Genomic DNA, 25,839 nt, shown 5'->3' with positions numbered 1-25,839 from the left:
TAGGCGTCCAATATGGAAATAATCCCCAAACAAAAACAATCAACATACTACATACAGTTATCAGTATTACGAAACTGCTCATTATTGTTGATAGAATAGCAATAAGCATTAATGTCTTGCGCTTAGTTATTCTCTTCATGTTGTTCACCTTCCGATTGTATTTTTCTTAAGGCATCATTCACAGAATTGGCATTTCTTTCTTTTAATATCTCTTTTACAGATTTTATCTTTCTATTTGCTTTCTGCTTTTTTAGATTACCGTTTAAAATATAATCTTCTCCATTAAATTTTGGATTATAGTTACCACATTCAGCATCATAGCTTAATTCTTTATTTTTATCTCCATTAATACGGACGATAATATTGTAACTTCCTAGCGGGGAATCACTATTACTCTTATATACTGTTGTGCTATTAATATTTTTAAAATTATATTTTAAAAACAATTCAATCCGTTTTCCTTCTTTCTGGATATATTGATGTTGGAAATATAAATGAGTACATAATGCGCCTATAAAAATGATAATTTCAACGAGAACCAAAACAGCAAATATTCTCAGTATTAATACGAACCTTTTCATATTTATCCCCCTGACGTAATACCTCATAATTAGATATTCCCAAAATTTTCAAACCATTCTAGCTAACAACTAAAATCATTAATCTCATTAAATGATTCACTTAATGAACGATCCTTTCATTCTATAAATTTTATAAGCAATGACTCAATTCCATTAACCAAAATTGAATTTAATCCTATTAGATACACTGTATTTAAATTTAAAATAAAAATCATTATATTTTAAAATATAAATAATTATTTTAGTTTTATTCATTCATTCTATCAATATATTTTAACGTAAATATTTTTAAAATAAAGTATTACTTTAGTAACAATTAAATGATATACTAATTACCATAAATATTCGTTATTTTATTATTCATTTATTATTAATAAGTGAATATTTTCATTACATACTATTTATTTTATAATATTGGGAGGTTTAATTATGAAAAAATTACTAGCGTTACTATTTGCGTCAGTATTAGTATTAGCCGCATGTGGTGATAAGGATGATTCTTCTAAAGATTCATCAAGTAACAATTCTTCTAACAAATCATCAGAAAGTAAAAAGGATTCAGGAGACACAGATTCTGTAAAAGTTGATTCTTCTTCAGATGATAAAAAGAAATCAGATTCTTCTTTCAAAGATGATAAATTATCAAGTAAAAACTTTGATGTTGAAATTTTAGACACTCAAATTGTCGATGCAAGCAAATATGCAGACGATGATAAACCAAATATTGCTATTGTTTATGGTGTTAAAAAGAAAACTGACAAAGAAGATGTAACAGCATCATCAGCATTTGATATGAGTTTTGAAGCATATCAAGATTCTAAAGATGTTAAGAGAGAATTAAAAACTGGGGACGCTTACGATAGCGAATTAGATAGAAAATACGGTGAAAACGGTACTGATGAAATTAATAAAGGCGGTAAAGTTAAAGCTGTTAAGTTCTATAAATTAAAAGATACAAAAACACCTGTGACATTACAAGTTAAAGATCCAGATGACTACAGCAATGATAACCTTGCTAAAAAAGAAATCAAGTTAAAATAATACCAGTAAAGTGACTGAATAAATTGCTCGCAATTATTTGGTCACTTTTGCTAAATATAGCTATTTTTAATTGGGATAACGTACATTTTGGGAGGATATACAATGTCGAAAAAATTAAAAATCATTTTACCCATAGTAATTGGACTATTACTAGTACTAGGAATTGCTTGGGGTGTTTATGCTTTTATTACGAATACACCAAAAAATTCATATTTATTAAGCGAAAAGAAAACCGCTAAGAACTTAGATTCATATATTAATGATCGTTTCAAAAATGAAATGAAATTCCAAGAAAAATATAATGATAATTCTTTCTTATCTAAATTTGAAGTTACTGCAGATGCACCTAAAGATTACATAGAAGACTTAGGTTTGCCCAAATCCGTAGTCGATGGTTCAAAAATTAAAGGTACTGTCGGACACGATCCAGAAAGTAAAAAGAGTATCGTCAATATAGCACCTACTCTAGTTGATGAAGAAATTGGTAAGTTTCAAGCTAGTGCAGATGATAAAAATCAATATTATGAATCACCTTTCTTCAAAGGTGTTTATAGTGTTAAAAATAATGAAATCATTGATACTTTAGCTGAAATACAAGGAACAGACGCTTCTAAACTGAAAGAACAAGGTTATTCAAATGTAAACTTCAATTTGAATAATCAACTTGGTGTTCTACATACTCGTCAAGACGATATCGATAAAGTAACAAAACGGTATACTGATTTAATCACTGATAAATTAGATGATGATGATTTCAAAAAAGGTGATAAAGAAAAAGTGAAAATTGATGGGGAAACTAAGAAAATCAAACCAGTTACTTTATCAATTAGTAGAGAAAAAGCTAAGAACATAACAGTAGCAGTTTTGAAAAAAGCAAAAGATGATAAAGAGTTATTGAGACTTTCAAATATGAATGAAAAAGAATACAACAAATCAATTAAAGATGCTTTGAAAGATGCTAAAGACGCACAAGATAAAGATTTCCCTAAAATTAAATCAACTATCTATCAGGAAAAACATCAAATTCTCAAACGTGATATCACAATTATTGATTCCGATGATAAAAAGATGAACATCAAAGGTACAAATAAAATTGATGATAACCTAAAAGTGAATTATAAAGTAACAGGAAATGATAATTCATTTGAAATTAAAGGCTCTTCTAAAAAGAAAGATGATAAGTACAAAGATCAATATACATTAACTAGTAGCATCGATTATGACCGCTATTCACTCGATATCGATAACAAAGAGACTCAAAATGACTCAAAACGTAAAGACGCTGGTACATTAACTATTGATGATGGTACAGATAATTATGATATCGACTATGAAAACAACTTAGACACAGACGCGAAGAATAACCAACAAAAGCAAAAGTTAAATGTTGAATTCAAGCTAGATGGCGAACCAATTAATATTATTATTAATGCCAATACTAAACTTAAAGAAAAAATTAATTTCAATACTGACGGTGCAAAAGACTTCAACGCATTATCTAAAAAAGACAAAGAAAAATTAAGTAAAGAAATGGAGAAAAAAGGAAAGGATACATTTAAAAAAGTAGAGAAAAAATTGGATGACTAATTTCAATTATTTTTGTGTATTTAATGAATTTTTAAATATGTTGGCTAATCGCCCCCTATCCATGTAAATATTCAAGGACAAATCAGCAAGCATAAGGGGTGGGACAGCTGTCCTACCCTCTTTATATTATTATTAGGAGTGGTTATTTGAATTCATTAAAGTTGTTTCATATTTACCACTCTTTTTTATTAAAAAAGTGGTACTTATTTGTGTATTTACTATTAATCATAATTGCACTCATTGTCACTTTAACTACTATTCAACATATTAATAAAAATGAATCTAATTTTACTATTGGCATTGTAGATAAAGACCAATCCAAAGAAACACAACTTATTTTAGGGTCTGTTGGTAAAGGTAGCAATTTAGGAAAGAATGTATCATTGAAAAAATATAATGAAAATGAAGCACATCAATTATTAAAACAACAAAAATTACAAGGTTATTTTGTCTTTGATAAGGGTATGACAAAAGCTTTTTATAAAAATGGTAGGCTTCCTATTTCAGTTTATACATATGACAAACAATCCACTAAAAGTGTAGTGATAAATCAACTCACCCATTCAGTATATGACCGTCTAATGCTATCTATGGGAGGAATACTAAGTTTTTCACATCTTGCTGACAAACCATCAGACCAAGATACATTAATGACTATGACAGACATGTTGTTTACCGGACTTAATCGTACTGGTTCCTTTGATTATGAATCTATCCATATTTATGACACTGGAAGTTATTATGTTGTTACTGGCTATCTATTTTCCATATTTGTTCTTTGTTTATCACTTTTCACCGTTTTGAAAATGAATCAAGAATCAGCACTTAAAGAACGTTTACAAATGTTTCATTTTTCTTTTGAAAAGTTAACACTTGTACGTGGATTCATCTCTTGGTTTTATACCTTGTTGTGGTCAGCAATAGGTTTTGTTTGGATTCAATCTGCTTTGCATAGTGCTTTCAGAACATATAATTGGCCTACGGTAGCCATCCAATTAGTATATTTGGTCACGATTTTGGTCTTATGTCTCATCATTATTGATTTAGTATCAAAATCTTGGTTGAATTTACTCCTAAAAGTTAGTCTAAGCATACTCATTATTGGATTTTCAGGGATTACTATTCCTACTATTTTCTTCCAACATATATTGAATGATGTTTTAATTAGCCAACCGTTTAGTTTAGTAACGAATCAAATGCTAGAAATTACTTTAAACAACTATATTTTAGATTCACATCCAGCGTTCTATTTTAGTTTAATTGTATTAATTTTAGCATTGCTAATCATACTTGCTTGGAGGTATCGTCGATGAAACCGTATATCCAACTCGTTATTAAAAAGCAATGGTTCGCTTATTTTATATTTATTTTGACGATTATGCTGGCATTAGGTGCATTATGGATCGCTCACAAATCTGCAAGTCAAACGTTTAAAATTCCAATTGCAGTCCAAGATATGAGTCACAGTAAAGCATCTAAACAACTGATTCATCAAATGGATTCAAGTCCATACGTAGAAATTCAATATTTATCTAAAGACGATTTTTATATTGATGACTTGGTTAAGAAAAAAGAAGTTATGGTAAGTCTGCAAATCCCCAAAGATTTCAATAGTAAACTAAAAAACAATAATTTAAAATCCTCAATCCCTTTGTATGGACGAGATGATTTTATTGGTAGTATAGCTGTCGAAATTGTGAGTCGTTCTTTATATGAACAACAGATACCATATATCATTCAAGAACACTTAGACGATATGAATCAAACAAAATCTCACTCAGATATCCAAAATCAATATTATAAAGATACACCTAAATCACAATTAACAACGCATTCTATAACTCAAAACGCAAATCAATCTATCTCCATTGGTGTTGTATTTGCATGTGTCATCATGGTTAGTGCCATTCAAATTTTATTACATCAGCGTCTCAAACAAAACGCACCATTACAGCGACTTTTCCTAACTAATCATAGTCAACTTAAACTTTATAGTACGTATGTCGTTACACATGTTTTTATTTTAATAATTATACTCATTGGCATTAGCTTAGTTATTCATCAACCATTAAGCATATTCTTTTATTTAAAATCATTAATCATATTAGTTATTTACGAATTAGGCATTGCTTTATTACTATTTAAAATTAATGTACTGAGTCATCGTATATTTATGGCTATTGTCTATGCCATTGTTATGAGTGTCATTTATCTATGGATTCAATTGTAAAGGAGTGTGAACTAGATGATAAACATTAATGACGTAAGTAAAAGTTATAGAAATAAACATATTTTCGATAAACTCAATATGCAAATTCAAGATAATCAAATTACTATTTTATTAGGAGAAAATGGTGCTGGGAAATCAACTTTATTACGTTTAATTGCTGGTATTGAAAAGGTAGATTCTGGTTCCATACAATATTTTAACCAAACACTAACTAAACGTCATATTAGAGATATGGTCGGTTATGTTCCACAAGATATCGCACTTTTTGAACATATGACAGTTAATAAAAATATTAACTTTTTCAAGTCACTGTGTAATAATCCTGTATCAGAAGAGACAATACAAGATTATTTATCACAGTTAAATTTTAAAGAAACTAAAGTTAAAGTTTCCAATTTATCAGGTGGTAATAAACGTAAAATTAATATTTTAATTGGATTGCTCAGTAATCCTCATATTTTAATACTTGATGAACCAACCGTTGGAATTGATCTTGAGTCAAGATATGATATACACCGCCTATTAGAGCAATTAAAATCACATTGTTTAATTATCATGACTACACATCATTTAGACGAAGTAGAAGTTTTAGCAGATGAAATTAAACTTATTGGACAAAACCCGTTTTATCAAGAAATGCTTGAAGATAAACATTGGCACTATGAAAAATATAATAATGCATTAACTTAAAACATAGTTAAAGGAGAACTTATTATGAAAAAATTAATTAGTGTATTTATTTTAGCCTTAGTATTATGTTTAGCAGGTTGTAGCAATAGTAATAATGATAAAGATTCACATAAAAATGAGGAGAAAAAATCAGAATCTAAAGCTAAAAGTAAAAGTGAACGTTTTAAAGAATACGATGACAATAGTGAAGCGTATGAAGAAGCTAAGAAAAAATATAGTAAACAAAAACCAATCTCTATGCTTAATAAACTAGATCCAATTATGACAGATAAAACTTTCACTAATAAAAAAGGAATGCAAGGTTGGAAAGATTATAAGAAATTAATGGATAAAGTAAAGCTTGCTGATTATAAATATACTAAAGAATCTAAGGGTTCTTCATTAAGTGATGTTGATGCATTTTTCAAAGATAAAAAAGATGTAAAACGTCAAAAAATGGATGCTGGCGAAGATGGTATTAAGCAAGTTAATTATTGGTATGTCACTGGATCTGGCAAAAAAGTTGGCAACACAAATTACCCGGAATATTATACTGAAATCATGACTAAATATAAAGAAGGTAAACTTGTTTATGCTTCTGTTGAACCAGGTCTATACCATGTAAGTTTCAGCGATGCTGTAGAAAATAAAGATTTCACTAAAGTTAAAAATCTAAAGCAATTATTAAAACTTAACCAATCAAAACCTATACCATATAGTGTAGCTGAAATGAAATATGAAGCACTTCCAGTTACTAATGTGTCAGTATTAGTTAAAGGTGAAAAGGACAAAGACGAAAAATCCGCTTCTAACTATTTAGCTTATTTTAATTTCTCACCTGTTAAATATGATAAAGATAAAAATCATGAAGTAGTGAGTGTTAATGGCGCTCCGTTTGAAAGTGCACAAGCAGACTTTGGTAACTATGCTTATGTTGCTATGAAAGAGGCACTCAAAGAAGCATTATAAAAATAAAAATATCCTCAACTTGTTTTAACATAATCCCTTGTAACTAGAGTAATCTGCTAGTTCTGAGGGACTTGTTTTTCAAGTTGAGGATTTTCTTTTCTAATTATTAATTTTACTGTTTTCAAATTATGCTAACTTTGTTAAATCGATCACTTCATCGCATTGGGCTGCAATATTCATATCGTGTGTGGCCATAATCAATATATTATGTTCATCTACTAAGTTGAGTAATAATTGTATAATCAACTGTCCAGTTTCAGGATCTAAGGCTCCTGTAGGTTCATCAGCTAATATAATCGTTGGCTCTTTCAACATTAACCTTATTAATGCGACCCGTTGTTGTTCACCACCACTCAAAGTATGAACCTTTCTCTTTTTATTTTCGGTCAGACCAAATTGACTTAAATACTTCGACTTTAATGCTTCTTTTTCTCTTTTGGATAACTTTTTATAAGCAAGTCCGATGTCTAAATTTTCATCAATAGATAAGTTCTCTACTAAACCATAATTTTGAAATAAATAACCCAATTGTTCTCTATAAAATTTCGCATTAAACTTTTGTATTTGGCCATCAAATACTATTTGTTCTTTATCGACTTTTTCAATGCCGGCAATGGTGTTTAACAATGTTGATTTACCACATCCACTTGTTCCGATTAAAGCGTATGATTTTCCATATTCGAATGTTAAGTTAATATCTTCAAATATATGATAGTTATCTTTGTGAATTGATAGATGATTCAATTGTATTGTCATTGAGATTTAACCTCTTTTGGAACATTCGCTTCTTTAACATATGTGATTTTTCTTACGTATTGTCCTTTATGCATGACTTTCACATATTCTCTATCAGGATCAAATCCATTAAATGTAAGTTTATAATCCAATTTTTTGCCATCTTTGTTGAATACGGAAATATTTTCATAGTACTGCGTATCTTTCGGTACTTTAGCATAGTCATCTTCCATTTTAAGTAATGGATTAACACGGTCAATAATTGGATGATGTACAAAAGTGAATACGATGAGAGTAGCTGAGATAAGAATAATAAGTAATGTAATGATGTATTTCATAGTTATAACTCCTTGATGACTTGTTGTGATTTCTGTTCAAAATGACGTAAGGTAAATAGTTGTAATAATAATTGTAAGACAATCATGAAAGAGAAAATCGACAATAATTGAGATGAAGCAAAGTAGTAATATGTAACTAGACCGACAAAGATAAGAAATAAGTTGCTCATCATTAAATACTTATAATTTGAACGTAACGCCGTGTATCCATGAATTTTCTTAATTAAAATGAGCTTTTTATTTTGGTCAAAATAATATTTCACATCAAATAAAATAATAATCACGGTAACAATCGCTATAATGATTTCAGAGACAATATAAATTACTAATTTGATATTGTTATCACGGTATTCTTGCATAATGCTGTCTTTGTAGTTAGTAATGCCACTGACATCATTTTCCAGATTATATTTTTCAATATTTTTAACTAAAGCATCGTAGTCTTTAAATAAATAACCACCTTGACTGAGCATGGCATAGTAAAAATCATCCCATAAATCTGTAGACTGCACATTGACGATAATTGGTGAAGGTACGAGACTCAAGTCACCTATCGAACGGTTATTAAAGGAGAAGATGTGATAATCATCTTTATTAGTTAAATTAATATTGAGTTTTCCATCTTTGTTATGCTTATCTTTCAAAGTATTAAACCATTCTTGGTATTCTTTATTAACTTGTTTAAATTTGTCCTTATATTTATTAGGCAGTATAACTTCTAGAACATCTTTATTATTATTCATAGTCAAACCAGTTGGATAATATTTATTGTATAAATCCCGAAATTGCTGATTCACAAAAATCACATTACCCTCATATGGAGAGTAATCATTCTTAGCACTTTGATGATTATTTTCCTTAATTAGAATAACGTTATTTTGATTTTCACTATCCATAATAAGTTGACGTGAGTGGACCATTCTCTTATTTTGAGTACTTTCATTTCCATTTGAAGGCGTAAATTCTACTGTGTAATAATCATCTAATAACTTCCAGTATTTCTCCGATGCCTTTATTTTATTCAACTCTGTAATCATAGCCATATTTTGAATAATTACTATAGCCATTAGCGCCAATAAAAAACCTTTAGCACTAGTATTGATTAGTCGAATCGTTTTAAAATGCTGCTTTCCTTTAATCATATGAGCTATATTCAAATTTAATAACATGAGGTAAGTCCATAAATTAATAAAACTGATGATGATAATAAAAATACTAGATAGTAGACTTAGCCTTATCATGTATAACTTTAAATTTCCACTATAGCCTAATAACCATAGCGTAATGGCACTTATTCCTATTTGAATAATATATAAGCTGAACCAATAAGCACATTTCATATGAAATTGTTCAAAAATGATTTTCGGGAGTGTGTAACCATGTAATGTTTTTACTGCGTAGGCTTTGAAATGAATATTCTTTTCATAAATATAATAAAGTAAATAAATGATTACTAATGCGATTAATGGAATGACTAGATTCATTTCAGCAATAATACCCATCGCAATCATCACTCTATTGAGTTGATACGTTTTGATATTGACACCCTTAGCCTTCAAAGTGTCTTTTAATTCTTTAGCATTAAACTGATTGTCAGTAATTAAGTAGTTCCCTTTTACCTCTCTTTTAATAAGTTCTTTATTATTAATATAGTTGTATTTTTGTTTGGTATTAAAGGAATTAAGCGAAGTTTGTTGAGTTGGATTAAAGACATATATATCTTTATTTATCTTCTTATTTTTATAATTAGTAATCACTTTATATATTGCAATATGTTCTTTTTTAGCAAATTTTGTGATTGTATCAAAAATCTCTTTTTTATTATATTGATGATCCCAGTCAGTTACTTCAACTATATATTTACTACTAGGTAACAATTGTTCATTTTCTTTATATGTATATAAGAATAAAAGTGTTGTTATTAATAGTAATACCGTGATGTCTAATATTATCTTAAACCATTTCATGTTGTACCTCTTATGCTGTATCGATGTCTATTTTCATTAATGATTTGTCTCCATTTAATTATACTGAATATTCTGATAATAATAAACGATTTTTTTACGACAAAAAATGGCCTACCCATAAGTAAGCCACTCGTTTTTTTCAAGTTATATAAAAATCAATACCCTATCATTAAAGCGATGGACATGGCAACTGCACAGATAACGACCCATATAATTATTAATTTCCATGCAAATTTTAGCCATTGTGTATATGTAATACGCGCTACTGCTAACGCACCCATTAATGTTGCAGATGTTGGGAATAGAATATTACTAATTGCATCACCATATTGGAATGCGAGTACTGTTATTTGACGATTAATGTGTAATAAATCAGAAATCGGAATCATTAATGGCATTGTTGTTAGCGCTTGACCTGATCCAGACGGTATAAAGAAATTAAGTATAAATTGTAAGACGAACATGACCATGATAACTAATGAAGCTGGAACATCAGCTAATAGTGTTGTCATACCATGTACAATACTATCAATGATTTTCCCATTCTCTAATAGTACAACAATCCCTTTGGCGATTCCGACAACTAGAGCACCATATAAAATATCTTGCATTCCTTTTACTAGTGCATCAAATGTGCCATTAAATCCAAGTCCAGCAACTAAACCGGCTACGATACCTGCAAGTAAAAAGTTGGCACTCATTTGTGTGAATGTCCAATCATACTTGAAAATACCGAATACATTAAATAAAATGCTTCCTAAAATTAGCGCTAAACTGAATGCTTGTCTCTTACTAAAATGCTGGTATTCAATTTCTTTATTAAGTTGTCCTTCTTCCTTTTCTAATTCATAAACAATACTTTTAGTATTATTCTTTTTAACTTTATGACCATACAACATCACTGTTGCAATTGCTGCAAATAATATAAATATGTATATTATTGTTCGTAAACCCCAACCTGAAAACAACGGCAATTCGGCCACTTTCTGCGCAACCCCAACGGTAAATGGATTTAACATACCTCCCATAAACCCGCTTCCAGCACCTAAAATAACGACAGCTGCTCCAGTCAAGGCATCATAACCTAAGGTACGTGCGATTAAGACGCCAATCGGTACAAAGATGATTGTTTCTTCTGACAAACCAATAGAAAATCCTAAAATAGAAAAAGCCGTCATTGTTAACGGAATCATTAAGAAGTTAGCCTTCCCTAGTGTACGCATGGCTTTATTCACACCATTTTCAAAAGCACCTGTTTGATGCACAATACCGAACGCACCACCAACTAAAAACACGTAAAATACTATCTCTCCACCACTGACGAGACCCTCTGGTACAGCTCTAAAAATATCTAAGAAAGACAGATGTTGATTAGCTACTCCGTGGAATGAACCCGAAACTACAACTGTTTGACTCCCTTTCTTTTCTCGCGCATATTCTCCTGCTGGAATAATATAAGTCATAATCCATGCAAAAATAATTACCATCAGTAATAAAGCGTACGTATGTGGTGTCTTAAATTTAAATTTCTTCCTTTGTTTTTCTTTTGTCATATGATTTAACCCCTTTTTAAATCACGTCATTTAAAATCAATTTATTTTGAAGTTTTATTTTTATACCGATACCCTATTTTCAGAAAATTAACAATAATTTTATTAAAAAAGAATTTAGCAGCTACATCGAGCTACTAAATCCCTCTTTTAAATACAAGTTTTTTATTTTATGATCTACACTTCTACATTTCGTTTTGGTACTAAAATAAATGCGGCAATAAATGCGACTAATACCATACAAGCACCTACGATAAAGGCGATTGTTGCTGCAAAATGGGTATCGTTATAAATACTAATTGTTGAATAAACTGTTGTCACCACTGCGATACCAAATGCTGCTCCTAATGTTGATGTCATTTTAATAATACCTGATGCTGTACCTACTTTTTCTTCTGGAACGTTTGATACTGCTGTTGATAAGGCAGGTGTTGCAAAGAAACCTAAGCCTAACCCTATGCAAATAAATCCAATCACAGAAACAATATAATAAATTATACTTGGTAAGGCTGTAATGGATAGTAAAATAATTCCTACAGCAATAGTGATTGGTCCAAACATTAATGGTATTTGAGGTCCATTTTTTTGCATGAAACGTTCACCTACACGAACCATGATTAAACTACAAACCATATATGGAATAGTAATTAACCCTGCTTGTGCTCCTGATAATCCCATGGCGTCTTGCATATAAATATTGAATAATGCAAGCACTCCAATTTCAGTATTAACCATTAAATTAGCAATCGTTGTACCTATATAAATTTTGTTTGAAAATAACGTAAAATCAATAAATGGTTCTCTTTGTTTACGTTCATAAATGTAAAATGCAAACAATGTGATAATAAATACTACGATTAAACCTATAATCACAGGATTAAGCCAACCTAATTTTGTACCTTGTGTGATAACTATATTAATACTTAACATCATTATTACGAAGATGAAAATACCCATAATATCAAATTTCTTATTATGTGCGGATTCATCTTTAGACTCTGGTGTACCTCTTAACAATATCATTGCGATGAATGCAAAAATAATTGATAAGATAAAAATCCAACGCCATCCTACATATGTTGCGACTACACCAGCGAATAGAGAAGCTAGTCCAGTTCCACCATAAGAACCAAATGACCAAAAGCTTAATGCTTTTTGACGTTCTTCACCTGAGAAGAATGAGTTAATAATCGCAATCGTCGCTGGTAATAAACAAGCGGCTGAAAGACCTTGTAATACACGTCCTGTAAGTAAGAAGAACGGCATATTAGTTATAATAACGGAAATAGATCCTAATATACTTAATACTAGTCCCGCTCTAGTCACTTTTACTCTTCCTATTTTATCTGAGAGTCCACCTGCAACAACTATGAACACACCAGTTAATAGTGAGGTAAGACTTACTGCAATATTGATAATACTCATATCAACGTGATAATCATTTTGCACATGAGGCGCTATATTTAAGAGAGATTGAGCAAACAACCAATATGTCAAAATCCCTAATATAATAGCTAGTATTAATTGATTTCCTTTTTTGTAATTTCCAGACATAGCTAGTCACTCCTATTCATTAGTAACTTGATGCGTAGCTGCACTTTTACCAGCAATTCTTCCATAAGTAAAGATATCAGCAAGTGCATTACCACCTAATCGGTTACCTGCATGAATACCTCCTGCTACCTCACCAGATGCATATAATCCTTCAATAATATGACCTTCAACATCAATAACTTGTGCTTGAGAATTAATTCGTAAGCCTCCCATAGTATGATGTACTGCTGGTTTACGAGGTGTTGCATAGAATGGTGCTTTTTCAATTTTTAAATCAAATGCACTTTTATTGAAATCATCATCATGACCTTGATCAACAAATTTGTTATAACGTTCGATAGTATTAATTAATTGTTGTGGTTCGATGTTTAGTTTTTCTGCTAATTCTTCTAATGTGTCACCTTTTACTAATGTACCGTCTTCAAGCTCATGATTAATTTTGTCTTCAGAAGTATTCATCGCTAATGATTTAATATTTTCATCAGCAATAATGTAGAACATACCATCTTTTTGTTCTAATGCCGCTTTAGATAACACGTCTCTACTTTCAAATTCATTTACGAAACGTTGTCCTTCTTTATTAACAAATACGAAGTTAGATGGTGTCACAATTAAACCTGTGAATAGTGCGCCTGTTTTAGGGTCAGATATTGGCATCATTTGAGAGAATCCCATACCAACAAGTTCTGCACCTGCTTGGACACCTAAACGTATACCATCACCAGTAATTGCAGGTGAGTTTGTTGTTTTAATATCATCTGGAATACTATCCCAATACGTATTATATTGTTGTAACATTTTAGTATTAGCACCAAATCCACCTGTAGCAAGTACTACACCATGTTTTGTATGAATTTTAACTTTAGCTCCGTTTGCTTTACGAGCTTCAATACCTACAATTTTATTGCCTTCTTTGATTAATTTTTCGGCTGTTGTTTCAGTGAATATACGACCGTGATGTGTTTTAACATAGTCACCAAGATTTTCGATAAATTCTAAACCTTGTGCTTTCATTGGTTTATGACCACGACGCCATAATGCACCAACTGGCATATCTACGAATGAACGATCGAAATGTACGCCTTTTTCTGTTAGCCATTTAACAGAATCTAATACATTATCTGTGAGTGTTTTAACTAGTTCATAGTCACCTGTAATTTCTACATTATTTTTATCTTTACGTTTACCACCTAAATATGTTTGAATTCGGTGTAATTCAATTGAATCGAATAAGTTATTGCCTTTTTCACTATCGTCATCTAAATAGGCTTTAATTTGAGATTTTACTGTGCGGAAATCTTCTTTATAATCATCATCTATATCATTTTCATCATGTTCTAATAGTTGTTTTAATGTCTCATGTTCACCAGCTAATGCAGGGAAACTACCTTGCCATTCTGGTTCAACTGCATTGACTTGTCCGCCAGTACGTATCGTATTTCCTCCGATAGCGGCAAATTTTTCAAGCATAATCACTTCTTTACCTTCATCTAAAGCAGTAGTTGCAGCACTTAAACCTGCACCACCAGTACCGATTACAACAATATCCGTTGTTTCTTCAATTGTTTCGTTTGACCATTGAACAACTGGTTTAGGACGCGCGCGTAGTACATCAGGATCTTCGCCAGCTTGTTCAATCGCTTCAGCAATACCTTGAATAATACCTTCACTTGTAACAGTTGCCCCAGAAACTACGTCTACATTTAATGTTTGTCCTTCTATGATATCTTGTGGTAAACGTTCAAATACTGGATTAGCAATACCTTCAGATTCTCCACTGTCATCAACTTCAATACTTACAATTTTGTCTTCAGACAGTTCAACTTTCATAGGTAAATTACCATTATGACCTTTAGCAAAAACGTTATAAGTACCTTTATTAAATTTCACTTTTTTATTTTGTAATGCTTTAAGTTTTTCGTATTTTCTATGTTCTTCTTCTTTGTCTAATATCATAAAGTCCATTACTTTCCATAATGGTGATGGAATGTGTAATACTTTTTGGTCATGAATATCAACAAATTGTTCTACTTCTTGGTCGTTAATAATTTTTTCTGTCCAATTTGGTTCAATTAAGTATGCTTTACCAACTGCTAATAAGTCATACCCTAGTTCTAAAGCTTCTTCAGCATCTTGTTTTTGTGAAATGCTTCCGACACCTATTAAAGGAATGCTTGCTAATGTTTCATTTCTAGAATTTAAGTATTTATTAATTAATGGCTCAGAATCGTCTTGATTAACGATTGACGTACGTTTATAACTATTTGCTGAAATATGGAAGTAGTCAGGTTTATATTCAGCAAGTGTATTTAAGAGATACATTGTATCTTCAAATCTAATACCTGGTTCTTCTAATTCTTCTGGAGAGAAGCGATAACCTATAATAAAATCTTTAGCGTCTGCTTGAGCTACAACACTTTGAACTTTTTTCAATACTTCGATTGGGAATTTTGTGCGTTTTTCTCGACTACCGCCCCATTCATCTTGTCTTCTATTAGAGTGAGGAGAGAAGAATTGTTGGATTAAATACGTATTTGCACCATGAATTTCAACACCATCGAATCCCGCTTCAATTGCTCTACGAGTCGCTTCACCAAAGTGATTAATCATTTGTTCTATTTGTGATGTAGTCATTTCACGAGGTGTTGCAGCATCAGGTCGCAATGCAGTAATTGGACTTGCGGAGATTGGCTGTTCTCCTTCATTTAATTTTGGATTAGCCATACGACCGGCATGATAAATTTGTAGAATTGCTTTTGATCCTTTGTCTTTAATCGCTTGTGCTAATCTTGCTAGACCTTTAACCTTTTCATCTGTGTCAACACCAATAGCACCAGGGAATCCACGTCCATGATCTTCAACAAAGCAACTTTCTACAATAATTGCAGCTGCGTCACCTGAACGGTATTGATAGTAATCTATCATTTCTGAAGTCACACTACCGTCAAAATATCCAGCTTGAATTGTCATTGGCGCCATTACTATACGGTTTTTCAATTCAGCTCCAGAGTTTAATTTGACAGTATCTAAAATTTCTTTATTCATAAGTCATCCTCCTGATAAATTGTGATTATTTTCACATGTATATTTAAAAATATAATACTCATTTAGAGTATTTAAATTACATATTCTTTTTGCATAGAAATTCTTGAAGTTGAAACAATGTCGCCATCACGTTTAACAATGACACCTTCAATACCATCTATTTGATTAAGTAGTTCAATATTTTGTGATGCTTGCCCAAAACTACAAATCGTAGTCCATATCTCGCAATCCACAGAATGATCAGATACGATGGTTACGCTAGCAATATCATTATTAACTGGGTATCCTGTTTTACTATCTAATATGTGATGATACAATTGATGATCTTTTATAAAATAGCGTTCATATATACCTGAAGTCACAACAGATTGTTGATGAATATCTAAAACTGCAAGTGGATTACTATTCTTATAAAAAGGATTACGAATACCTACTTTCCAACTTCTTGATGTTGGTGTATTTTCACCAATCGTAATCACGTTACCACCAAAATCAATAATTCCTGAAGTTACACCTTGATTAATGAAAAATGTTTGAAGTTGATCAGCAAAATACCCTTTTACAAGAGCGCCTAAATCAATCTCCATACCTTTCTTAGTTAAATAAACTTCATTTGTTGCTTCATTCAATTCTAGATTTTCAGGATTCGTTAACGTTATCGCATGTTGAATGTCTTGTTCATTCGGCTTTTTAGCATCTTCAAAACCAATTTTCCAAAGTTTAACTAAAGGGCCTATTAAGATATTCATTTTTTGATTAGAAGTTAATGTTGCATGATAACCTAGCTGAATCATTTTAAATATTTCACCACTAGTTACTACTGGCCTTATACCAGCCATTCGGTTAATTTTCATTAAATCTGAGTGCTCGTCATTAGCACTAAATTGTTTTTCCCAAGTATGAATTTTTGACTCGGCTTGAGATAAAATTGAATCTGGTTGATTGTGATTAATTGATAAGCGAATCACCGTCCCCATTGCATTAATTATGACGTTTTTCAATTTATCCCCTCCTGAAATATATTTTGATAGCGTTTACAAAAAGTGCTAAAAAAATATAAAATTTAGAAATATTGTTAACTAATTCTATTTCCAAGTTCATACTACCATAAATACACAAAAATAGTTAAAATATGATAAATTTTCACAATTAAAACACAATTTAAAAATAAACTTAATGATTATTAAATTATTTTTTATATTTTGATAAATAATTAACAATTACTTCAAATTTTATTAAAAATGGACATATCAAATTCTGCTTTGATATGTCCATAATTTGAAGGGTATTTTATGGGGTATAATATAGTTTTTTATAGCGTGATTGGAATTTTTCCTTTGAAATTAACGTATTGATATGCCATTTTGACTGCTTCATCATTTGGTGGTTCAACATTTTCTAATTGATATGGGATACCTAAATTTTTCCACTTGTGTACTCCGAGTTGGTGATAAGGTAAGATTTCAAATTTTTCAACATTATCTAGCGAATTGATAAATTCACCCAATTTAATTAAATCTTCTTTATCATCTGAAATTCCTGGGACTAGAACGTGTCTTATCCATATAGGTTGTTTCATATCTGAAAGCTTACGTGCAAATTTAAGAATATGTGTATTCGGTTTGCCTGTTAATTTAATATGTTTTTCATTATCGATATGTTTAATGTCTAAAAGCATGAGATCCGTATATTTTTGTAATTCATCAAAATGACGATTAAATGCTACTGTATCATTAACACATCCAGCAGAAGTATCAAGACATGTGTGTATTCCATTAGCTTTTAATTCTTTAAATAATGCTTCTAAAAACGGCATTTGTAACAATGGTTCGCCACCGCTAACTGTAACTCCTCCACCTGAAGCGTCAAAGTATGGTTTATAAGGTAATACTTCATTTACCATTTCATCTACTGTCACTTCTCTTGATGGCTCATTAATTTTCCATGTATCTGGATTATGACAATATAAACATCTTAATAAACAACCTTGTGTGAATAATATATATCTAATTCCTGGTCCGTCTACTGTACCCATACTTTCAACGGAGTGTAAGTGTCCTTTAAGCATTTTGCTCCCACCTTATTTTCTACATTTGTTCGTGGAATGTACGAGAAATAACATCCAATTGTTGTTCACGAGTTAATTTAATAAAGTTAACTGCATAGCCAGATACACGAATTGTTAATTGTGGGTATTCTTCAGGATGATCCATTGCATCTAGTAATGTTTCTCTATTAAATACATTGATATTTAAGTGATGGCCATGTTGCATAGCGTAGCCGTCTAGCATACTTGTTAAGTTTTTGTTTTGTGATTCTTCTTCTTTACCTAGTGATTTTGGAACAATACTAAATGTATTTGAAATTCCATCTTTACAGCAATCATAAGGTATTTTAGCTACAGAACTTAATGATGATAATGCGCCTTTTTGGTCGCGTCCATGCATTGGGTTAGCACCTGGTGCAAATGGTTCTCCAGCTTTACGTCCATCTGGTGTATTACCTGTTTTCTTACCATATACAACGTTTGAAGTAATCGTTAATACACTCATTGTATGTTCTGAATCGCGATATGTTTTATGGCTACGTAATTTTGTCATAAAGCGTTCTACTAAGTCGACTGCAATATCATCTACACGGCTGTCGTTGTTACCATATTTAGGGAAATCTCCTTCGATTTCAAAGTCTGTCACAAGTCCATTTTCATCTCTAATAGGTGTTACTTTTGCATATTTAATTGCTGATAATGAGTCTGCTGCTACAGATAATCCTGCTATACCAGTAGCCATTGTGCGAATGATATTTGTATCATGTAATGCCATTTCGATTCTTTCATAGCTATATTTATCATGCATGTAGTGGATGATATTTAATGAATTAATGTAGACACCTGCTAACCAATCCATCATTTTTTCAAATTTAGCAAAGACTTCATCATAATCAAGTACGTCAGATTTAATACCTTCGTAACTTGGTCCTACTTGTTTTCCAGATTTTTCATCTTTACCACCATTAATTGCATATAATAATGTTTTAGCTAAGTTAGCTCTTGCTCCGAAGAATTGCATTTGTTTACCAATTTTCATAGCAGATACACAACATGCAATACCATAGTCATCGCCATAACTTTCACGCATCAAGTCATCATTTTCGTATTGAATTGAACTTGTTTTAATACTCATTTTTGCACAATAAATTTTGAAGTTTTCAGGTAAACGCACTGACCAAAGTACTGTTAAGTTTGGTTCTGGTGCTGGACCTAAATTGTCTAATGAATGTAAGAAACGGAATGAGTTTTTAGTAACAAGTGGTCTGCCATCGATACCTACACCACCAATAGATTCAGTAACCCATGTTGGATCTCCTGAGAATAATTTATTATAGTCTGGTGTACGAGCAAATTTAACAATACGTAATTTCATAATGAAGTGGTCGATAATTTCTTGTACTTCACTTTCAGTAATGTCACCATTTTTCAAATCACGTTCTGCATAAATATCTAAGAATGTTGATGTACGTCCTAAACTCATTGCTGCACCATTTTGTTCTTTAATTGCAGCTAGATATGCTAGATATAACCATTGCACTGCTTCTTTAAAGTTAGTTGCTGGTCGACTTAAATCGAAACCATACATTTGACCTAATTCTTTTAATTCATTTAAAGCTCTATATTGTTCTGATAATTCTTCACGTAAACGAATTACATCTTCTGACATTTCAGTAGACATTGTATTGAAATCGTGAAGTTTTTCTTCCATTAAGAAATCTACACCGTATAATGCCACACGGCGGTAGTCTCCAATGATACGTCCACGGCCATAAGCGTCTGGTAACCCAGTAATAATTCCTGCTTTACGGCAATCTAACATTTCTCTGGAATATGCATCGAATACACCTTGGTTATGTGTTTTACGATAATCTGTGAAGACTTTTTCAGTTTCTGGATCTAATTCATATCCATATGCTTCACATGCAGCTTTCGCCATACGTATACCACCAAATGGTTGCATTGAGCGTTTGAATGGTTTATCTGTTTGAACACCAACGATTGTTTCTAAGTTTTTGTCTAAATATCCTGCATCATGTGAAGTGATTGTCGATGCAACTTTTGTATCCATATCCCACATGCCACCGCGATCACGTTCTTCTTTAGACAATTGCATCACTTGGTCCCATAATTTTGAAGTAGCTTCTGTTGGACCTTCTAGGAATGCGTCGTCGCCTTCATATAAAGAATAGTTTAATTGAATAAATTCTCTTACGTCTGAATGTCTATTCCAACGTCCATTTTTAAAACCTTGCCAAGCATGAGTATGATTTGTTTCTAACATACCTTTCGCCTCCAATTATTTATTATTAGTTAATTAATTCCAAATTTTGTTATCGCTTTCACAAAGAGTATAGCATGTATTTTGTGATTACTTTCACATAATTTATGGCTAAATTATATATAATATGTGGCTGATTAAAGAACCTGTGAAATAAATTAATACAGTATATCTTTTAAATTATCTGTTATATAACAATTTTATAGTTAATGGTAAAAAGAATAGTTTGTCACTTTAAAAAAAGTGAATTTATTGACTAAATACAATTAAATTTTCAAGCAAATATGTTAGGCTAATTTAGTATGGAATGATGACATCATCTAACCTTCAAGTATTGAGTGATTAATAGTTTAAAGGAGTTAAATGTTACATGAAGAAGTTATATCTTTTTTTATTAATGGGATTATTAATACTGTCAGCATGTTCAAATGGTCATTTAGGTGAAAAAAATCAAAAAAGTGATAATAACCATTCGAAGAAAAATCATAAAAAGATTAAAAAAGACGGAAAGACATATATTGATGGTATTCTAATAGTAAATAAACAAATTAAATTACCTAAAGATTTCAATCCAGGAGAAAATCCAAAAGCGGTACGTGCTTTAAATAAAATGATGACAGATGCGAAGAAAGATAATATTCAATTATATAAAATAAGTGGTTTTAGAAGTTATCAAACACAAGTACAACTATTTAATAATTATAAAGCTAGAGATGGCGAAAAAGCTGCTAATAAATATAGTTCGAAACCAGGTCACTCTGAACATCAAACTGGATTATCATTTGATGTAGGAGCACAGGGCTCAGATAAAAATTTATATCGTAGCTTTGGTAAAACTAAAGAAGGTAAATGGATTAAAAAACATGCTGCTGATTATGGTTTCATTGTAAGATATGGAAAACATAAAGAGAATGAAACAGGTTATCAATATGAACCATGGCATTTACGTTATTTAGGAAAAGATAAAGCGAAAAAAGTTAAACAATCAGGTAAAAGTTTAGAATCATATTTAGGTTTATATCCTAGGAAATAAATAATAGAAAAAGGCGGAGATTTTGAATTGAATATCAACTCAAAATTTCCGCCTTACTTTATGATAAAAGTGATAACTTTATTATTTTTCTTCGCCTACAACTGTAAAACGTTCATTAATATGTTGTGGGTTTTCAATTTCATCTACAATAGCTATTGCAAAATCAGCATAGCTAATATAACTTTTTCCATTAGAATTCACTAATAGTTGATCTTTACCAGATTTATATTTACCAGTTCTTGCACCTTCATAATCAAATTCAGCTGAAGGACTTAAAAATGTCCAAGTAATTCCTTCTGCATTTTGTAATTCTTCAAGGTTTTGTCCTTGGCCTATTGCAGTTGGTTTGACTACATCTGGAAATTCATCAGTGTCAATAAGTTTAATAGTGTGAGCATCATCAACATATAAACTTCCTGCGCCACCAACAATAATTGCTCTAGTATCTGTACCTTTTAAAATATCAATTAAATGACGACCTGCATTAATATGACCTTCTGAATCGCCTAATGGTGCACCAAATGCATTTACCACTACATCAAATCCTGCAATATCAGAAGTAGTTAAATCATGAATATCTTTTTCAATGACATCTACATTTGAGTTCGAAACTTTTGATGCGTTTCTTACGATAGCCGTTACTTGGTTTCCTCTATCTACTGCTTCTTCTAAAATAAGTTGTCCAACTTTACCTGAAGCCCCAATAATTCCTACTTTCATTATAAACCCCTCCGTATTTCTTGTTATAAAGGTTAATTTAAAAGCAATTAATCTAAATATATAAATGTAATCTTTGCAGTTACTTATGTTTTTGTCAATTTAATAGCTCTTAATACAAATTCTTATCCATAAAGTGGTAGGTTAGTTATCTCAATTTATATATTTATTTATTATTCTTAAAATAAATTTTGATGCCAATAATTGTCAACATACCAAGTAATACAAGGCCTACGACCGCCATAAGTATGTAAAGGAAAATCATGCCCCAATGTGTCGTAGCTTCAACTTTAACGCTAGGGGCGTGATGATCTTTTATAAATTGTCTATCATAATCAACGTATAATCGATTGTCTTTAGAAACTTTCAATTTATATTTTTTCTTATCTTTTGGAACTAAATCATATAAATCTTTTTTAACTTCGTATTCCTTATCATCTATCTTATGTTCCCCTTTTGAAACAACTTTACGGTATTCATATTGTTTAAAAGCATGCTCAGTCAAAGCATTCGCAAGTTTTTGACGTGCATGTTTAGCTTGTTCATCAGGATAAGGCATTACATTAAATATGCCAGTAACAATTCTTAAATGATGTCGTTTAGCTGTTAATTCTAGATTATAGCCATTGTCACTAGTACCTGTTTTCAATCCATCAACATCTTTCATAGCATCTGCTGCATTTGGTAATGATGTATTTGTATTATGTAGCTCTTGATTAGATTGAGTATCTTTAGAAAGCTTTGTAATTTTTAAAACATCCGGATGTTCTTTTAACAAATTTGTACTGAGTATAGCCATATCTCGTGCAGATGTATGAGAAATAGTATCATTTTTATATTTTTTCGGTTCATATGGTTGTAAAACTTTATTATTTGCTCCACTTGGATTAGTAAATTTTGTATTTTTCATACCTAATTCTTTTGCTTTTTTATTCATTCTGTCTGTGAATTTTGAAGAATTGCCATCAATATGTTCAGCTAAGACTAATGTAGAAGCATTACTTGATTCTAATGCTGCTTGTTTCAATAATTGATTGATTGTAACAGTTTCACCTTGTTTTAAAGGAAATGTTGTTAAATTAGGTAATTCTGACATTTTTTCATATCTTGATGTAATTTTTACTTTATCGTTCATTTTCACTTTCCCAGATTTAATATCATCGTATATTAAATCCATTGTCATCAATTTAGTTGTTGAAGCTGGATCAACTTGTTTTTTGTCGTGATAATTGTAGAGTATTTGTCCATCCTCAGTTGTTACTATCATACCTTTTGGATTGTATTGCTTATCAATGTTTTGTTTTTCTTGTTTAGCTACGTCTACAGGTGACTGTGATGCTAAAACAGTTGGTGATACAACGATTAAACACATAATTATCATCAGAATACTGGTCAAAACTTTTTTCAATGATGCTCCCCCTATTAATATTTTTTATATCATTTAGTTACTATATGTAATTTGCATATACCTATGTTTATAAGTGCCCTACTTAATTTCACTCTAAACTAATTTGGTATTTATGTATATATTATATGAACATAAGTATTATAACGTAATTGACTTACTCTATTAAAATTTTATTATCAAATTTTGTAAAATATGTATTTCTAAAGTAAGAAGGACTTTATTTTTTAAAATTTATAGCATTTTATCGTTTTATTACATTTTGTAATCTATTTTTAATTGTTTAGTTACAATAAATATCTGATTTGTTCTTGAATGTAAATAGCTAGTATTGTAATATAACTGTTATATCAAGTATATAAAATATACAAAAGGAGTTATACGCTATGAGAATAGGATTATTATTAATTAGACTTATGTTAGGTGTCACTTTTACAATACATGGTTCACAAAAGGTATTTAGTGGATTTAAAGAACCTATGGAAATGATGGCTGGCTTAGGCTTTCCAGCATTTTTAGGCATTTTATTAGGATTGTTTGAATTTATTGGTGGTATCTTTATGATTATAGGTTTACTTTCAAATTACGTTGCTGCTGGTTTTATCGTTATTATGCTAGGCGCATTATTTACGGTACATCTATCACAAGGTTATATGGCTTCAGAACTTGTAATTATACTTCTAGTTATGAGTATTGCTGTAATGATCTCTTATAATTGGAAGAAATTATTAGAACTATATTAATTTTTAAATAGAACATTCAGATACACGAAAAGCAACCTAACACATCGTTAGGTTGCTTTTTCAAATACGATTTTCTATTATATACTAATCATCTTGTTGATTGTCTAATACTTTACCTGTTTTAGCATCGACTGTTATTTCATGTTTTTCTTTACCTTTTTGTAGGTCGAAATCATAAACTAATTTTCCATCATCTTTAGATAATGACCATTCTTTAACGTCACCGTCAAATTCTTTTTGAGCAGATTTAATGGCATCTTTATAATCTTTTACATCACTATATTTAAACGAATCATTAGAATTATTAGATTCGCCTTTTTCAGTTTCTTTATGAATTACCTTTTTATCTTTGTCATTAATAATGACTTCTGATTCTTTGTTATTCTTAGTGTCTTGTTGTTCAACTTTGTATACCCAGTCGCCATTTGATTTTTCATATGAAATATCTTTTAAATCTTGACCTTTATATGTTTGTTGCGCTTTTTTAATCGCATCTTCAGGATTTGTCTTAATATCTTTTACTGCTACAGTAGTATCTTTTGTACCTTCGTCTTTTTTATTTGAAGCTGAATCACTACCTCCATTGCCACACGCACCTAATAAAATGGCTGCCGATGATAATAAAGCTATTGTTTTTGTATGTTTCATTGTTAGTCTCTCCTTTATATTAGATATTTCTTAATCCCCAACTTTCTATACAAAAAAACTTAAATTAAGGAATTGTAAAGATTTTGTAAAGATTTATTGAAGGTAAATGTTTACAGTAGTTCACTTATATTAAAGTATTTATCATTGCTTTTTATTGAATTTTACGTTTCGATTGTACTTAAAAATTTTAGAATATCAGTTCTAAATTAGACCACGAGCACGTTGACGTCAGACAAACCTCAGTGTCCTCTCACAGAAATTATTTACACTTATTTTGATTTTTATAAATTTTTAAATGTTTTCAAAAATAATAGCTACAAAAAACTTTTTTAGAAATAGATTTGTGAATAGTTATACTTGTATTACAACAAATATATTATACAAACTTATTGAATTTTACTCTATTCGTTGTAATGGGATAACAATTTTATTTTCCAAATAATATTAATATTTTTTAATCTCAAAGTGTGATATATTTGTTACGTAATATGAAGTTAAATATTAGTGTATTATTACATTGAGACTAACACATTCTTACACAGCAACATTTAAAGGAGTATGGTTCAATGTCAAAAAGACAAAGAAATTTAAAACACAGTTTAGAAAACGAAAAATCTCGGGTTAAATTATATAAATCTGGGAAACATTGGATTAAATCAGGTATCAAAGAAATTAAATTAATGCGAATCATGGGATTAC

The 25,839-nt window shown here is 30.6% G+C and carries 21 protein-coding genes and 1 pseudogene; 9 read left to right on the top strand and 13 right to left on the bottom strand.

The window, feature by feature from the left end; all coding sequences use genetic code 11:
- Positions 1 to 122: 122 nt before the first annotated feature.
- Positions 123 to 581 carry a DUF1433 domain-containing protein gene (locus tag NSQ15_RS00740; protein WP_070452854.1) on the bottom strand — a complete coding sequence of 153 codons (459 nt, stop codon included), beginning with the start codon at positions 579 to 581 and terminating at the stop codon, positions 123 to 125.
- A 429-nt stretch (positions 582 to 1,010) separates the two neighbouring features.
- Between NSQ15_RS00740 and NSQ15_RS00735 the strand changes: the two genes are divergently transcribed.
- The 6 genes from NSQ15_RS00735 to NSQ15_RS00710 all read left to right on the top strand — a co-directional run bounded on the left by NSQ15_RS00735 (position 1,011) and on the right by NSQ15_RS00710 (position 7,077).
- Positions 1,011 to 1,622, top strand: coding sequence for a DUF5067 domain-containing protein (locus tag NSQ15_RS00735; protein WP_070452852.1), 612 nt, complete (start codon positions 1,011 to 1,013; stop codon positions 1,620 to 1,622).
- A 102-nt stretch (positions 1,623 to 1,724) separates the two neighbouring features.
- Positions 1,725 to 3,209, top strand: a complete 1,485-nt coding sequence (locus tag NSQ15_RS00730; protein ID WP_070452849.1) for a DUF6583 family protein — start codon at positions 1,725 to 1,727, stop codon at positions 3,207 to 3,209.
- Between the two features lie 146 nt (positions 3,210 to 3,355).
- Positions 3,356 to 4,522: an ABC transporter permease gene (locus tag NSQ15_RS00725; protein WP_124760310.1), complete on the top strand. Its 1,167-nt coding sequence runs from the start codon at positions 3,356 to 3,358 to the stop codon at positions 4,520 to 4,522.
- Positions 4,519 to 5,439, top strand: coding sequence for an ABC transporter permease (locus NSQ15_RS00720; protein ID WP_017637614.1), 921 nt, complete (start codon positions 4,519 to 4,521; stop codon positions 5,437 to 5,439). The genes NSQ15_RS00725 and NSQ15_RS00720 overlap by 4 nt, the downstream gene beginning before the upstream one ends.
- A 15-nt stretch (positions 5,440 to 5,454) precedes the next feature.
- Entirely contained in the window at positions 5,455 to 6,129 is a 675-nt protein-coding gene (locus tag NSQ15_RS00715) for an ABC transporter ATP-binding protein (protein ID WP_154873933.1), read from the top strand.
- A 24-nt stretch (positions 6,130 to 6,153) separates the two neighbouring features.
- A complete protein-coding gene (locus tag NSQ15_RS00710) occupies positions 6,154 to 7,077 on the top strand; it encodes a hypothetical protein (protein WP_046467223.1) in 924 nt (307 codons plus the stop codon).
- A 126-nt stretch (positions 7,078 to 7,203) separates the two neighbouring features.
- Here NSQ15_RS00710 and NSQ15_RS00705 read toward each other — a convergent pair whose 3' ends face one another.
- From NSQ15_RS00705 to pflB, 9 genes are all read right to left on the bottom strand, one after another.
- Complete coding sequence (locus tag NSQ15_RS00705) at positions 7,204 to 7,833, bottom strand: putative bacteriocin export ABC transporter (protein WP_070452843.1); 630 nt, start codon at positions 7,831 to 7,833, stop codon at positions 7,204 to 7,206.
- The gene (locus NSQ15_RS00700; RefSeq protein ID WP_070452840.1) at positions 7,830 to 8,150 is read right to left on the bottom strand and encodes a YxeA family protein; all 321 of its coding nucleotides are present in this window, start codon (positions 8,148 to 8,150) and stop codon (positions 7,830 to 7,832) included. The genes NSQ15_RS00705 and NSQ15_RS00700 overlap by 4 nt, the downstream gene beginning before the upstream one ends.
- A 2-nt stretch (positions 8,151 to 8,152) precedes the next feature.
- Complete coding sequence (locus NSQ15_RS00695) at positions 8,153 to 10,117, bottom strand: DUF1430 domain-containing protein (RefSeq protein ID WP_124760307.1); 1,965 nt, start codon at positions 10,115 to 10,117, stop codon at positions 8,153 to 8,155.
- A gap of 155 nt (positions 10,118 to 10,272) precedes the next feature.
- Entirely contained in the window at positions 10,273 to 11,670 is a 1,398-nt protein-coding gene (locus tag NSQ15_RS00690; protein WP_070452834.1) for a YfcC family protein, read from the bottom strand.
- Positions 11,671 to 11,844: 174 nt separating this feature from the next.
- Positions 11,845 to 13,221 carry an MFS transporter gene (locus NSQ15_RS00685; RefSeq protein WP_017637621.1) on the bottom strand — a complete coding sequence of 459 codons (1,377 nt, stop codon included), beginning with the start codon at positions 13,219 to 13,221 and terminating at the stop codon, positions 11,845 to 11,847.
- Between the two features lie 12 nt (positions 13,222 to 13,233).
- Positions 13,234 to 16,266, bottom strand: a complete 3,033-nt coding sequence (locus NSQ15_RS00680) for an NADH-dependent flavin oxidoreductase (protein WP_070452831.1) — start codon at positions 16,264 to 16,266, stop codon at positions 13,234 to 13,236.
- Positions 16,267 to 16,337: 71 nt separating this feature from the next.
- On the bottom strand, positions 16,338 to 17,267 hold the full coding sequence (locus NSQ15_RS00675) for an FAD:protein FMN transferase (RefSeq protein ID WP_083279979.1): 930 nt from the start codon (positions 17,265 to 17,267) through the stop codon (positions 16,338 to 16,340).
- A 311-nt stretch (positions 17,268 to 17,578) separates the two neighbouring features.
- Positions 17,579 to 18,334, bottom strand: a complete 756-nt coding sequence (gene pflA, locus NSQ15_RS00670) for a pyruvate formate-lyase-activating protein (RefSeq protein WP_029056736.1) — start codon at positions 18,332 to 18,334, stop codon at positions 17,579 to 17,581.
- A 19-nt stretch (positions 18,335 to 18,353) separates the two neighbouring features.
- Positions 18,354 to 20,597, bottom strand: coding sequence for a formate C-acetyltransferase (gene pflB / locus NSQ15_RS00665; RefSeq protein ID WP_070452828.1), 2,244 nt, complete (start codon positions 20,595 to 20,597; stop codon positions 18,354 to 18,356).
- A 367-nt stretch (positions 20,598 to 20,964) separates the two neighbouring features.
- Between pflB and NSQ15_RS00660 the strand changes: the two genes are divergently transcribed.
- Positions 20,965 to 21,627: a M15 family metallopeptidase gene (locus NSQ15_RS00660; protein ID WP_046467230.1), complete on the top strand. Its 663-nt coding sequence runs from the start codon at positions 20,965 to 20,967 to the stop codon at positions 21,625 to 21,627.
- A gap of 81 nt (positions 21,628 to 21,708) precedes the next feature.
- On the opposite strand, the gene NSQ15_RS00655 is transcribed toward NSQ15_RS00660, so the two are convergent.
- Together NSQ15_RS00655 and pbp4 are read right to left on the bottom strand one after the other, a co-directional pair.
- Positions 21,709 to 22,347, bottom strand: a complete 639-nt coding sequence (locus NSQ15_RS00655) for an NAD(P)-dependent oxidoreductase (protein WP_070452825.1) — start codon at positions 22,345 to 22,347, stop codon at positions 21,709 to 21,711.
- A 163-nt stretch (positions 22,348 to 22,510) separates the two neighbouring features.
- The gene (pbp4, locus tag NSQ15_RS00650) at positions 22,511 to 23,752 is read right to left on the bottom strand and encodes a penicillin-binding protein PBP4 (RefSeq protein WP_070452822.1); all 1,242 of its coding nucleotides are present in this window, start codon (positions 23,750 to 23,752) and stop codon (positions 22,511 to 22,513) included.
- Between the two features lie 383 nt (positions 23,753 to 24,135).
- Here pbp4 and NSQ15_RS00645 point away from each other — a divergent pair, with 383 nt between their 5' ends.
- Positions 24,136 to 24,492 (top strand): DoxX family protein, encoded by a 357-nt coding sequence (locus tag NSQ15_RS00645; RefSeq protein WP_029056731.1) that lies wholly within the window; start codon positions 24,136 to 24,138, stop codon positions 24,490 to 24,492.
- Positions 24,493 to 24,576: 84 nt separating this feature from the next.
- Here NSQ15_RS00645 and NSQ15_RS00640 read toward each other — a convergent pair whose 3' ends face one another.
- Positions 24,577 to 25,140 (bottom strand): PepSY domain-containing protein, encoded by a 564-nt coding sequence (locus NSQ15_RS00640; protein WP_046467232.1) that lies wholly within the window; start codon positions 25,138 to 25,140, stop codon positions 24,577 to 24,579.
- A 566-nt stretch (positions 25,141 to 25,706) separates the two neighbouring features.
- Here NSQ15_RS00640 and NSQ15_RS12490 point away from each other — a divergent pair.
- Positions 25,707 to 25,826: pseudogene (locus tag NSQ15_RS12490) on the top strand (KxYKxGKxW signal peptide domain-containing protein); the annotation flags it as partial.
- Positions 25,827 to 25,839: the final 13 nt, after the last annotated feature.

The organism is Staphylococcus sp. FSL W8-0774, assembly GCF_038006785.1.
GTDB classification, from domain to species: domain Bacteria; phylum Bacillota; class Bacilli; order Staphylococcales; family Staphylococcaceae; genus Staphylococcus; species Staphylococcus pasteuri.
Note: the sequence above shows the minus strand (reverse complement) of the source record. Positions and strands in the feature narration are given on the sequence as shown.

Bases quoted from the DNA above. Each gene is read 5' to 3' on its own strand.
- NSQ15_RS00700 (WP_070452840.1), bottom strand. From the start codon at position 8,150: ATGAAATACATCATTACATTACTTATTATTCTTATCTCAGCTACTCTC.
- NSQ15_RS00720 (WP_017637614.1), top strand. From the start codon at position 4,519: ATGAAACCGTATATCCAACTCGTTATTAAAAAGCAATGGTTCGCTTAT.
- NSQ15_RS00715 (WP_154873933.1), top strand. From the start codon at position 5,455: ATGATAAACATTAATGACGTAAGTAAAAGTTATAGAAATAAACATATT.
- NSQ15_RS00730 (WP_070452849.1), top strand. From the start codon at position 1,725: ATGTCGAAAAAATTAAAAATCATTTTACCCATAGTAATTGGACTATTA.
- NSQ15_RS00710 (WP_046467223.1), top strand. From the start codon at position 6,154: ATGAAAAAATTAATTAGTGTATTTATTTTAGCCTTAGTATTATGTTTA.
- pflA (WP_029056736.1), bottom strand. From the start codon at position 18,334: ATGCTTAAAGGACACTTACACTCCGTTGAAAGTATGGGTACAGTAGAC.
- NSQ15_RS00695 (WP_124760307.1), bottom strand. From the start codon at position 10,117: ATGAAATGGTTTAAGATAATATTAGACATCACGGTATTACTATTAATA.
- NSQ15_RS00690 (WP_070452834.1), bottom strand. From the start codon at position 11,670: ATGACAAAAGAAAAACAAAGGAAGAAATTTAAATTTAAGACACCACAT.
- NSQ15_RS00640 (WP_046467232.1), bottom strand. From the start codon at position 25,140: ATGAAACATACAAAAACAATAGCTTTATTATCATCGGCAGCCATTTTA.
- NSQ15_RS00740 (WP_070452854.1), bottom strand. From the start codon at position 581: ATGAAAAGGTTCGTATTAATACTGAGAATATTTGCTGTTTTGGTTCTC.
- NSQ15_RS00705 (WP_070452843.1), bottom strand. From the start codon at position 7,833: ATGACAATACAATTGAATCATCTATCAATTCACAAAGATAACTATCAT.
- NSQ15_RS00660 (WP_046467230.1), top strand. From the start codon at position 20,965: ATGAAGAAGTTATATCTTTTTTTATTAATGGGATTATTAATACTGTCA.
- NSQ15_RS00645 (WP_029056731.1), top strand. From the start codon at position 24,136: ATGAGAATAGGATTATTATTAATTAGACTTATGTTAGGTGTCACTTTT.
- pflB (WP_070452828.1), bottom strand. From the start codon at position 20,597: ATGTTAGAAACAAATCATACTCATGCTTGGCAAGGTTTTAAAAATGGA.
- NSQ15_RS00680 (WP_070452831.1), bottom strand. From the start codon at position 16,266: ATGAATAAAGAAATTTTAGATACTGTCAAATTAAACTCTGGAGCTGAA.
- NSQ15_RS00685 (WP_017637621.1), bottom strand. From the start codon at position 13,221: ATGTCTGGAAATTACAAAAAAGGAAATCAATTAATACTAGCTATTATA.
- NSQ15_RS00735 (WP_070452852.1), top strand. From the start codon at position 1,011: ATGAAAAAATTACTAGCGTTACTATTTGCGTCAGTATTAGTATTAGCC.
- NSQ15_RS00655 (WP_070452825.1), bottom strand. From the start codon at position 22,347: ATGAAAGTAGGAATTATTGGGGCTTCAGGTAAAGTTGGACAACTTATT.